Origin of the sequence: Pseudoalteromonas sp. TAE56 (assembly GCF_000497955.1) — a bacterium.
Classification (GTDB): domain Bacteria; phylum Pseudomonadota; class Gammaproteobacteria; order Enterobacterales; family Alteromonadaceae; genus Pseudoalteromonas.
In genome coordinates this window covers 82676-92224 of the sequence record NZ_AUTN01000106.1, presented here as the reverse complement: position 1 = coordinate 92224, position 9549 = coordinate 82676, and the positions used below count along the sequence as shown (strand labels likewise).

At 42.7% G+C, this 9549-nt stretch carries 17 protein-coding genes; all 17 read right to left on the bottom strand.

Features of this window, described 5'->3' with window-relative positions:
• Nucleotides 1-880 precede the first annotated feature (880 nt).
• The gene (gene rplQ, locus L656_RS0112885) at nt 881-1282 is read right to left on the bottom strand and encodes a 50S ribosomal protein L17 (RefSeq protein ID WP_002959450.1); all 402 of its coding nucleotides are present in this window, start codon (nt 1280-1282) and stop codon (nt 881-883) included.
• Nucleotides 1283-1321: 39 nt separating this feature from the next.
• Complete coding sequence (locus tag L656_RS0112880) at nt 1322-2308, bottom strand: DNA-directed RNA polymerase subunit alpha (RefSeq protein WP_002959452.1); 987 nt, start codon at nt 2306-2308, stop codon at nt 1322-1324.
• Nucleotides 2309-2332: 24 nt separating this feature from the next.
• Nucleotides 2333-2953, bottom strand: a complete 621-nt coding sequence (gene rpsD, locus L656_RS0112875) for a 30S ribosomal protein S4 (RefSeq protein WP_002959461.1) — start codon at nt 2951-2953, stop codon at nt 2333-2335.
• A gap of 21 nt (nt 2954-2974) precedes the next feature.
• Nucleotides 2975-3361, bottom strand: a complete 387-nt coding sequence (gene rpsK / locus L656_RS0112870; protein ID WP_002959471.1) for a 30S ribosomal protein S11 — start codon at nt 3359-3361, stop codon at nt 2975-2977.
• A 12-nt stretch (nt 3362-3373) separates the two neighbouring features.
• Nucleotides 3374-3730 carry a 30S ribosomal protein S13 gene (gene rpsM / locus L656_RS0112865; protein ID WP_007584664.1) on the bottom strand — a complete coding sequence of 119 codons (357 nt, stop codon included), beginning with the start codon at nt 3728-3730 and terminating at the stop codon, nt 3374-3376.
• Between the two features lie 124 nt (nt 3731-3854).
• Nucleotides 3855-3968, bottom strand: coding sequence for a 50S ribosomal protein L36 (gene rpmJ, locus L656_RS0112860; protein WP_002959476.1), 114 nt, complete (start codon nt 3966-3968; stop codon nt 3855-3857).
• 22 nt (nt 3969-3990) lie between these two features.
• A complete protein-coding gene (gene secY / locus L656_RS0112855; RefSeq protein WP_024599499.1) occupies nt 3991-5319 on the bottom strand; it encodes a preprotein translocase subunit SecY in 1329 nt (442 codons plus the stop codon).
• Nucleotides 5320-5329: 10 nt separating this feature from the next.
• Entirely contained in the window at nt 5330-5764 is a 435-nt protein-coding gene (gene rplO, locus L656_RS0112850) for a 50S ribosomal protein L15 (RefSeq protein WP_002959480.1), read from the bottom strand.
• 4 nt (nt 5765-5768) lie between these two features.
• Entirely contained in the window at nt 5769-5951 is a 183-nt protein-coding gene (gene rpmD / locus L656_RS0112845; protein WP_002959482.1) for a 50S ribosomal protein L30, read from the bottom strand.
• 2 nt (nt 5952-5953) lie between these two features.
• The gene (rpsE, locus tag L656_RS0112840) at nt 5954-6460 is read right to left on the bottom strand and encodes a 30S ribosomal protein S5 (RefSeq protein ID WP_002959485.1); all 507 of its coding nucleotides are present in this window, start codon (nt 6458-6460) and stop codon (nt 5954-5956) included.
• 9 nt (nt 6461-6469) lie between these two features.
• Nucleotides 6470-6820 (bottom strand): 50S ribosomal protein L18, encoded by a 351-nt coding sequence (rplR, locus tag L656_RS0112835; protein WP_002959486.1) that lies wholly within the window; start codon nt 6818-6820, stop codon nt 6470-6472.
• A gap of 9 nt (nt 6821-6829) precedes the next feature.
• The gene (gene rplF / locus L656_RS0112830) at nt 6830-7363 is read right to left on the bottom strand and encodes a 50S ribosomal protein L6 (RefSeq protein ID WP_002959488.1); all 534 of its coding nucleotides are present in this window, start codon (nt 7361-7363) and stop codon (nt 6830-6832) included.
• A gap of 13 nt (nt 7364-7376) precedes the next feature.
• Nucleotides 7377-7769 (bottom strand): 30S ribosomal protein S8, encoded by a 393-nt coding sequence (gene rpsH, locus L656_RS0112825; protein WP_007584660.1) that lies wholly within the window; start codon nt 7767-7769, stop codon nt 7377-7379.
• A gap of 21 nt (nt 7770-7790) precedes the next feature.
• On the bottom strand, nt 7791-8096 hold the full coding sequence (gene rpsN, locus L656_RS0112820) for a 30S ribosomal protein S14 (RefSeq protein WP_010554914.1): 306 nt from the start codon (nt 8094-8096) through the stop codon (nt 7791-7793).
• 10 nt (nt 8097-8106) lie between these two features.
• The gene (gene rplE, locus L656_RS0112815) at nt 8107-8646 is read right to left on the bottom strand and encodes a 50S ribosomal protein L5 (RefSeq protein ID WP_010554915.1); all 540 of its coding nucleotides are present in this window, start codon (nt 8644-8646) and stop codon (nt 8107-8109) included.
• A gap of 16 nt (nt 8647-8662) precedes the next feature.
• Nucleotides 8663-8977, bottom strand: coding sequence for a 50S ribosomal protein L24 (gene rplX / locus L656_RS0112810; protein WP_002959496.1), 315 nt, complete (start codon nt 8975-8977; stop codon nt 8663-8665).
• 10 nt (nt 8978-8987) lie between these two features.
• The gene (gene rplN / locus L656_RS0112805; protein ID WP_002959498.1) at nt 8988-9356 is read right to left on the bottom strand and encodes a 50S ribosomal protein L14; all 369 of its coding nucleotides are present in this window, start codon (nt 9354-9356) and stop codon (nt 8988-8990) included.
• Nucleotides 9357-9549 lie beyond the last annotated feature (193 nt).

Genomic DNA, 9549 nt, shown 5'->3' with positions numbered 1-9549 from the left:
TTAAAGAACGTTGCGATTAAAGTTAAACTTTATCTCGCTAGGGCTGCGCATATTACGCGTTCCTATTTTTTTGTCAACACTTAAGTTTAAACTTTCTAAAAAGATTCAAACTAAGTTTCACTTAACACCCTGAGTTGTTCGTGCCTCGCTATGCGTTGGCGTTTCCCGTCTCAGTGGGGTCGCATTATAGGGAGATCCGAAAACAGATCAACCCTTTTTTGAAGAAAACTTGAAATAATGTGCTGTTCGCTGAGTATTTGAGCTAAACGCTCAAAAACACAACTAAACTACCAATGTTAATAGGTTCTTATAGCTATTTGAAATGAAAATTATGATAACTACTAACAGGTAGAGATATATTTCGATCACCTATGTGGAAAAACTAACCAATAGAGTAAGAGTCGTATTGCTATAAATCATTTAAATTAATCAAAAGCGGATAATTGGATTGATCAGGCTATATTTAATAATAGTTTTACATATTTAAGAAGGAAGTTTGCATGGGCCATAATAGTTAACTTTACTATGAGGTTCTTAGTACCGGTATATAGATAAGAGAGACCACGTTATATTTTCTAATCAGATCTATAAGTAAAAAGTTCGTTAGGCTTGCTTTAATTGTAGCTCAATTCGCAGCGGTATTATTAATAGCTGTAAATCACATATATAGTGGAAATGATCTTTGACTAGAATCTGATAGGCTATTTTGAATGAATGGTAAGTGAAGAGTAATTGGGTAGAGCTATTAAAGCAGCTGTCAAAACAACTTATCAATTCAGTATGTACTCACAATAGAAGGTAATTACTGGTTCATATAGTTTGACAAATTTTAGACAAGAAAAAGCCGAGCATAAGCTCGGCTTTTAGGTTTCTTTAAGACTTACTCTGCAGACTGTGCGTCTTCTTGAACTGCTTCGCTAGTCGCTGGGCGACCAACTAGTTCAATATAAGCCATTGGTGCATTATCACCAGTACGGAAGCCACACTTAAGAATACGAGTGTAACCACCTGGACGATCCGCGTTACGTGGACCGATTTCACTGAATAACTTACCAACAACTTCATTATCACGCGTGCGAGCAAACGCTAAACGGCGATTTGCTACACTGTCAGTCTTAGCCAGTGTGATTAAAGGTTCAATTACACGACGTAACTCTTTCGCTTTAGGCAAAGTAGTTTTGATGATTTCATGTTTCACCAAAGAACCTGCCATATTGCTAAACATCGCTTTACGATGGCTACTGTTACGGTTTAATTGACGACCACTCTTACGATGGCGCATGACCCTATCCTTCTAACTAAACTAATATAGTGATTTAGATTATTCAGCTAAACTTGCAGGTGGCCAATTTTCTAGGCGCATGCCCAGAGAAAGTCCACGTGAAGCTAGCACGTCTTTAATTTCAGTTAGAGACTTCTTACCTAAATTAGGCGTTTTAAGAAGCTCAACTTCAGTGCGCTGAACTAAATCACCGATATATTGAATTTGCTCGGCTTTCAAACAATTTGCTGAGCGTACTGTTAATTCAAGATCATCAACTGGACGAAGTAGAATAGGATCGAATTCTGGCTTCTCTTCTTTCTCTTCTGGCTCAGTTACATCACGTAAATCTACGAATGCATCTAATTGCTCAGCTAAGATAGTAGACGCACGGCGGATCGCTTCTTCTGGATCTAAAGTGCCGTTTGTTTCCATATCAATGATTAACTTGTCTAAATCTGTACGTTGCTCAACTCGAGCTGATTCAACCGAGTACGCAATACGTTCAACTGGGCTAAATGATGCATCAAGCAACAATCTACCAATTGGACGCTCATCGTCATCAGAGGATAAACGACTAGATGCCGGCACATAACCACGACCGCGTTCAACACGAATACGCATGCTGATCTCGCTGTTATTTGTAGTTAAATTACAAATAACGTGATCTGGATTAGCAATTGTTACATCGCCATCGTGCTGAATATCAGCCGCAGTAACAGGGCCTACACCAGATTTAGTCAGGGTCAGAAAAACTTCATCTTTGCCTTCTAACGTTACTGCTAAACCCTTAAGGTTTAATAGTATTTCAATGATGTCTTCTTGAACGCCTTCTTTCGCGCTGTACTCATGTAAAACACCGTCGATTTCAACTTCAGTTACTGCACATCCAGGCATAGATGAAAGTAATATACGGCGTAAAGCATTACCCAGAGTATGACCAAAGCCACGCTCTAATGGTTCTAAAACTATTTTAGAACGCGTTGGGTTGATAGCGTCGATGTCGACTAACCTTGGTTTTAGAAATTCTGTAACAGAACCCTGCATGTTATCCTCTCTTAACTCTTAACTTTACTTAGAGTAAAGTTCGACGATTAGTTGTTCATTAATGTCCGCAGACAAATCTGAACGCTCAGGTAGGCGCTTGAAGCTGCCTTCCAGTTTCTTACCGTCAACTTCAACCCAAGTCGGCTTTTCACGTTGCTCAGCCAACTCTAGAGCAGCGATGATACGTGCTTGTGTCTTAGACTTCTCACGGATTACAACAGTATCTTCTGGAGTAATTACGTATGAAGGAATGTTCACAACACGACCATTAACTAGAATCGCTTTATGGCTTACTAACTGGCGTGCTTCAGCACGTGTGCTAGCAAAACCCATGCGATATACAACATTGTCTAAACGTTGCTCTAAAAGCTGTAACAAGTTTTCACCTGTGTTGCCTTTAAGGCGAGCAGCTTCTTTGTAGTAGTTACGGAATTGCTTTTCTAGTACACCGTAGATACGACGTACTTTTTGCTTTTCACGTAATTGTAAACCGTAATCAGATAAGCGACCTTTACGAGCGCCGTGCTGACCAGGTGCAGTCTCAAGTTTACACTTAGAGTCGATAGCTCTTACGCCGCTCTTAAGGAACAGGTCAGTACCTTCACGACGACTCAGCTTGAGCTTAGGGCCCAAATATCTTGCCATGTTATTTCTCCTAACCTATTGTTAAACGCGACGTTTCTTCGGTGGACGACAACCATTATGTGGTATTGGCGTCACGTCAGTTATGTTGGTAATACGGTAACCAGCAGCATTCAAAGCACGTACAGCAGATTCACGACCTGGACCTGGACCTTTGATGAAAACTTCTAGATTTTTTAAACCGTATTCTTGAGCAGCAGTACCTGCACGCTCTGCAGCAACTTGAGCAGCAAATGGTGTAGATTTACGTGAACCACGGAAACCTGAACCACCGGCAGTAGCCCATGATAGTGCATTACCTTGACGGTCGGTAATCGTTACAATAGTGTTGTTGAAAGACGCATGAACATGAGCCATACCATCAGCAACTTGTTTTTTAACCTTTTTACGACGAATTGGTGTCTTAGCCATAATACTATCCCCTTATCGCTTAATAGGCTTACGAGGACCCTTGCGGGTGCGCGCGTTAGTCTTAGTTCTTTGACCACGTAGTGGTAAAGAGCGACGGTGACGTAGGCCACGATAACAACCAAGGTCCATAAGGCGCTTGATATTTAAAGTAACTTCACGACGAAGATCACCTTCAACAGTGTACTTGCCAACTGCATCACGCAGTACGTCAAGAATTTCGTCTGAAAGTTCACCGATTTTTGTGGTTTCGGCGATACCAGTCGCTACTAAGATAGCCTTAGAGCGAGTCTTACCTATGCCATAAATAGCTGTTAAACCAATAACTGCATGTTTATGATCAGGGACGTTAATGCCAGCAATACGGGCCACTAACACATCTCCTATATTCGAATTTGGTAATCATCTGTTTGAAAAGCCCGTAAGGATACTCAAACGAAGACCAAATTACTACTAAAAACACAGGCCGAGAAAACTCAGCCTGCACGCTGTTTACTTAACCTTGCCTTTGCTTATGCTTAGGCTCACTGCAAATTACGCGTACTACACCAGCACGTTTAATAACTTTACAGTTACGGCATATTTTCTTAACGGAAGCACGTACTTTCATTGCTCAACTCCGTAAACTGACCTTATCGACCGTAGCCTTTAAGGTTCGCTTTTTTCAGCACAGAATCATACTGATGAGACATCAGGTGAGTCTGTACTTGTGCCATAAAGTCCATGATCACTACAACGATAATCAAAACTGATGTACCGCCGAAGTAGAATGGCGTTTGCCACGCCATCGTCATGAATTCAGGCACCAGACAGATAAAGGTTATATACAAAGCACCTGCCAATGTCAGGCGTGTCATCACTTTATCAATGTATTTAGATGTCTGCTCACCTGGACGAATACCTGGGATAAATGCGCCAGATTTCTTAAGGTTATCTGCAGTTTCACGTGGGTTAAACACCAACGCTGTATAGAAAAAGCAGAAGAAGATAATAGCCGCAGCTAAAACAAGCGAGTACAACGGTTGACCTGGGGTCAACGTAGTAGCAACAGCTTGTAATACATCAGCGACTGGACCTTCACCTTGGCCGAACCAGCTGGCAATTGTACCAGGGAACAGAATTATACTGCTAGCGAAGATTGGTGGAATAACACCCGCCATATTTACTTTTAGTGGTAAATGCGTGCTTTGGGCAGCAAATACTTGACGACCTTGTTGGCGTTTCGCGTAGTTAACAACAATACGACGTTGCCCACGTTCGAAAAACACTACAAGATAAGTAACAGCGAATACGATTACCGCAACCATCAACAGTACAAAAACATTCAAATCACCTTGGCGCGCCATTTCGACTGTCGAACCAATAGCAGACGGCAAGTTAGCTACAATACCAACAAATATTAGAACAGAGATACCGTTACCGATACCGCGCTCTGTTATTTGTTCACCCAACCACATAAGGAACATAGTACCAGTAACTAAACTCACCACTGCGGTGAAATAGAAACCCATACCAGGGTTAACAACTAACCCCTCCATCATGCCCGGTAAGCTAGAAGCAATACCGATTGATTGAATAGTAGCTAGCACAAGCGTGCCATAGCGTGTGTACTGGCTAATTTTTTTACGCCCTTGCTCACCTTCTTTCTTAAGCTCTATAAACGGAGGATACATATGCGTTAATAGTTGCGTAATAATCGAAGCCGAGATATACGGCATAATACCCAGTGCTAACACTGAAGCTCGCTCAAGAGCACCACCACTGAACATGTTGAACATCTCAACAATGGTGCCCTTTTGTTGCTCGAAGAAATCGGCAAGTACAGCGGCGTCAATCCCAGGGATCGGCACAAATGAACCTAGACGGTAAATTATGATAGCACCCAATACGAAGAGTAATCGGCGCTTCAATTCCGAAAGTCCACCTTGTGCACTTTGTGTATCTTGACCTGGTTTAGCCATTAGTACTTCCTTAGTCTTCTACCTTGCCTCCGGCAGCTTCAATAGCTTCGCGAGCACCTTTAGAGGCTTTAAGGCCTTTAACGGTAACAGCGCGTGAAACTTCGCCAGATTTAACAACTTTAACGAAAAGAACGTTCTTTTTAACTAGACCAGCTGCTTGTAACGCGCTTAGGTCTACCACATCGCCTTCAACTTTAGCGATTTCAAAAAGGTTTATTTCTGCAGATACTAAAGATTTGCGAGAAGTAAAACCAAATTTAGGTAGACGACGTTGCATAGGCATTTGACCGCCTTCAAAACCAACGCGTACTTTGCCGCCAGAACGTGATTTTTGACCTTTGTGACCACGACCGCCAGTCTTACCTAGACCAGAACCGATACCACGACCAACACGTTTTGGAGCAGTTTTTGAACCTGCAGCAGGTGAAAGTGTATTCAAATGCATCGAATTAACCCTCTACCTTAACCATGTAAGAAACCTTGTTTATCATACCACGTACACATGCTGTGTCTTCTAACTCAACAGTGTGGTTGATACGACGTAAACCAAGACCGCGTAATGTAGCTTTATGTTTCGGTAAACGACCGATAGAGCTTTTTACTTGTGTTACTTTTACAGTTTGATTTGCCATGGTTACCCCAGTATTTCGTCTACGCGAAGGCCACGTTTTGCAGCGATTGACTGTGGAGAATTCATATTCTCAAGAGCCGAAATCGTTGCACGTACCACGTTGATTGGGTTAGTAGAACCGTAACATTTAGAAAGTACGTTCTGCACACCAGTCACTTCAAGTACTGCACGCATAGCACCACCTGCAATGATACCAGTACCTTCAGATGCTGGTTTCATGAACACTAGTGAGCCAGCATGACGTCCCTTAACAGGATGCTGTAATGTGTTGCCATTTAGGTCTACGTTGATCATGTTACGACGTGCTTTTTCCATTGCTTTTTGAATAGCAGCTGGAACTTCACGTGCTTTACCATAACCAAAACCTACTTTACCTGCGCCATCACCAACTACAGTTAGTGCAGTAAAGCTAAAGATACGACCACCTTTAACTACTTTAGACACACGGTTCACCGCGATTAGCTTTTCAGCTAGATCAGGCTGTTGTTGCTTTGCTTCTACGTTAGCCATAGTCTACTCCTAGAATTGCAAACCGGCTTCACGCGCAGCATCAGCTAGCGCCTTCACACGGCCGTGATATTTAAAGCCACTGCGATCAAAAGCAATCTTTTCGATGCCTTTGTCAGCCGCACGTTCAGCAACCGCTTTGCCAACTGCTTGCGCAGCTTCAACGTTACCGGTGCCTTTAACTGTTTCGCTAATAGCCTTTTCAACAGTAGAAGCAGCAGCCAGTACATTACCCTCAGCATTTACAACTTGAGCGTAGATGTGACGTGGCGTGCGGTGGATAACAAGACGCGTTGTGCCTTGTTCAATATAATTTCTACGAGTGCGTTTAGCACGACGTAGACGAGCTGTTTTTTTATCCATCGTCTTACCTTACTTCTTCTTAGCCTCTTTACGGCGTACATTCTCATCTGAATAACGAACACCCTTACCTTTATAAGGCTCAGGTTTACGGTATGCACGAATGTTAGCAGCTGTTTGACCAACTAACTGCTTGTCTACGCCCTTAACTAGAACTTCTGTTTGGCTTGGAGTTTCAATCGTAATTCCTTCAGGAACTGCGAAATTAACTGGGTGTGAGAAGCCAAGAGTTAAATCTAATGTTTTACCCTTAGCTGCAGCACGGTAACCCACGCCTACTAACTGAAGTTTCTTCTCGTAACCTTCATGCGTACCAACAACCATGTTGTTGATTAGAGCGCGAGCAGTACCTGCTTGAGCCCATGCATTCGCTACGCCATCACGAGGTAAAGTAGTAATAACGTTGTCATTAACTTGTACTTCAACAGCGTTGTTGATAGTACGAGTAAGTTCACCGTTTTTGCCTTTAACTGTGATTTCCTGGCCTTTTAATGTAACTTCTACACCGGCAGGAACAGTAATTGGTGCCTTTGCTATGCGAGACATAGTTCCCCTCCGATTAAGCTACAAAACCAATGATTTCACCACCAACACCAGCACTACGTGCTGTGCGGTCTGTCATTAGGCCTTTAGAAGTTGATACGATAGCGATACCAAGACCACCCATTACCTTAGGTAATTGGTCACGTTTCTTATAGATACGTAGACCAGGGCGACTTACACGCTGGATATTTTCAATTACAGCTTTGCCTTCGAAGTACTTCAACTCGATAGAAAGCTCAGGTTTAGTTTCACCGTTAACGGCGAAATCTACGATATAACCTTCGTCTTTTAGTACTTTAGCTAATGCTACTTTCAGCTTTGAAGTTGGCATCGTTACAGATACTTTCTTCGCTGATTGACCGTTACGAATTCGTGTAAACAAATCCGCGATAGGATCTTGCAAGCTCATAGTCTTACTCCCATGATTCTATTACCAGCTAGCCTTTTTAAGGCCAGGAATTTCACCGCGCATAGCTGCTTCGCGAACTTTAATACGGCTCATGCCGAATTTGCGAAGGAAACCATGTGGGCGGCCCGTAATGTTACAACGATTACGTTGACGTGCAGGGCTAGAATCACGAGGTAAAGCTTGTAGCTTAAGTACCGCGTCCCAACGATCATCTTCAGATGTATTAACATCACTGATGATAGCTTTTAGTGCTGCGCGCTTTTCAGCGAACTGAGCAACTAGTTTTGTGCGCTTTGCTTCGCGCGCTTTCATAGAATTCTTTGCCATAACCCTACCCTTATTTCTTAAATGGGAAGTTAAACGCTTCTAACAACGCACGGCCTTCCTCATCAGATTTCGCAGAAGTAGTGATAGTAATATCCATACCGCGTACACGGTCTACTTTATCGTAATCGATTTCTGGGAAGATGATTTGTTCACGTACGCCCATGCTGTAGTTGCCACGTCCATCAAAAGACTTAGCACTTACGCCACGGAAGTCACGAATACGTGGGATAGCGATTGATACCAAACGCTCAAAAAAGTCCCACATACGCTCGCCGCGTAGGGTTACTTTACAACCAATCGGGTAACCTTCACGCACTTTGAAGCCAGCAACAGATTTGCGTGCTTTAGTGATTAGAGGTTTCTGACCAGAGATTGCTGCTAGATCCGCTACTGCGTTATCTAAAATCTTCTTGTCAGCTAGGGCTTCGCCCACGCCCATATTCAATGTGATCTTTTCGATCTGAGGGACTTGCATGACAGAGCTGAAACCAAACTTCTCTTGAAGTTCAGCAACTACTTTGTCTTTATATACTTCATGCAGTTTCGCCATCATTCTACTCCAACTATTAGATAGTTTTACCAGTAGATTTAAAGATACGTAATTTCTTACCATCTTCAATCTTGAAACCTACACGATCAGCTTTACTCGTTTCCGAGTTGAAGATCGCAACGTTTGATGCATCCATAGATGCTTCTTTCTCAACAATGCCGCCAGCTTGGTTCAATTGTGGAACCGGCTTTTGGTGTTTCTTGATCAAGTTTATGCCTTCGACAAAGATTCGACCAGATTCAGTAACAACTGAAAGCACTTTTCCGCGCTTACCTTTGTCTTTACCTGCTAGTACGATTACTTCGTCATCACGACGTATTTTTGCTGCCATGATTGGCTCCTTACAGTACTTCTGGGGCTAGTGAAACGATTTTCATGAACTTATCATTACGAAGTTCGCGAGTCACAGGGCCGAAAATACGTGTACCAATTGGCTGCAAGTTATCATTTAAGATAACAGCCGCGTTGCTGTCAAAACGGATCAGAGAACCATCTGGACGGCGAACACCTTTTCTGGTACGCACAACTACCGCGTTTTTAACATCACCTTTCTTCACTTTACCGCGAGGAATAGCTTCTTTTACAGAAACTTTAATGATGTCGCCAATCGCTGCGTAGCGACGGTGTGAACCACCAAGGACTTTTATACACTGCACTTTGCGAGCGCCGCTGTTATCAGCAACTTCCAGCTGAGTTTGCATTTGGATCATGTTAATGACCTCCGGTGTAGTAATTACAACGTGTCTAAAATTCGTTTAAAAATCAGACATTTCGATTAAATCCCAATCAAAAAACAAACGAGTTGTCTCTTAAGGGCGGGCAATTGTACCAGCATTGAGGGGGTAGTGATAGGTTATTTTTTAATTAATTTAGAGCGTACGGTTATTAAAGTTGAGTAATTAC

Bases quoted from the DNA above. Each gene is read 5' to 3' on its own strand.
- rplQ (WP_002959450.1), bottom strand. From the start codon at position 1,282: ATGCGCCATCGTAAGAGTGGTCGTCAATTAAACCGTAACAGTAGCCAT.
- L656_RS0112880 (WP_002959452.1), bottom strand. From the start codon at position 2,308: ATGCAGGGTTCTGTTACAGAATTTCTAAAACCAAGGTTAGTCGACATC.
- rpsD (WP_002959461.1), bottom strand. From the start codon at position 2,953: ATGGCAAGATATTTGGGCCCTAAGCTCAAGCTGAGTCGTCGTGAAGGT.
- rpsK (WP_002959471.1), bottom strand. From the start codon at position 3,361: ATGGCTAAGACACCAATTCGTCGTAAAAAGGTTAAAAAACAAGTTGCT.
- rpmJ (WP_002959476.1), bottom strand. From the start codon at position 3,968: ATGAAAGTACGTGCTTCCGTTAAGAAAATATGCCGTAACTGTAAAGTT.
- secY (WP_024599499.1), bottom strand. From the start codon at position 5,319: ATGGCTAAACCAGGTCAAGATACACAAAGTGCACAAGGTGGACTTTCG.
- rplO (WP_002959480.1), bottom strand. From the start codon at position 5,764: ATGCATTTGAATACACTTTCACCTGCTGCAGGTTCAAAAACTGCTCCA.
- rpmD (WP_002959482.1), bottom strand. From the start codon at position 5,951: ATGGCAAATCAAACTGTAAAAGTAACACAAGTAAAAAGCTCTATCGGT.
- rpsE (WP_002959485.1), bottom strand. From the start codon at position 6,460: ATGGCTAACGTAGAAGCAAAGCAACAACAGCCTGATCTAGCTGAAAAG.
- rplR (WP_002959486.1), bottom strand. From the start codon at position 6,820: ATGGATAAAAAAACAGCTCGTCTACGTCGTGCTAAACGCACTCGTAGA.
- rplF (WP_002959488.1), bottom strand. From the start codon at position 7,363: ATGTCTCGCATAGCAAAGGCACCAATTACTGTTCCTGCCGGTGTAGAA.
- rpsH (WP_007584660.1), bottom strand. From the start codon at position 7,769: ATGAGCTTGCAAGATCCTATCGCGGATTTGTTTACACGAATTCGTAAC.
- rpsN (WP_010554914.1), bottom strand. From the start codon at position 8,096: ATGGCAAAGAATTCTATGAAAGCGCGCGAAGCAAAGCGCACAAAACTA.
- rplE (WP_010554915.1), bottom strand. From the start codon at position 8,646: ATGGCGAAACTGCATGAAGTATATAAAGACAAAGTAGTTGCTGAACTT.
- rplX (WP_002959496.1), bottom strand. From the start codon at position 8,977: ATGGCAGCAAAAATACGTCGTGATGACGAAGTAATCGTACTAGCAGGT.
- rplN (WP_002959498.1), bottom strand. From the start codon at position 9,356: ATGATCCAAATGCAAACTCAGCTGGAAGTTGCTGATAACAGCGGCGCT.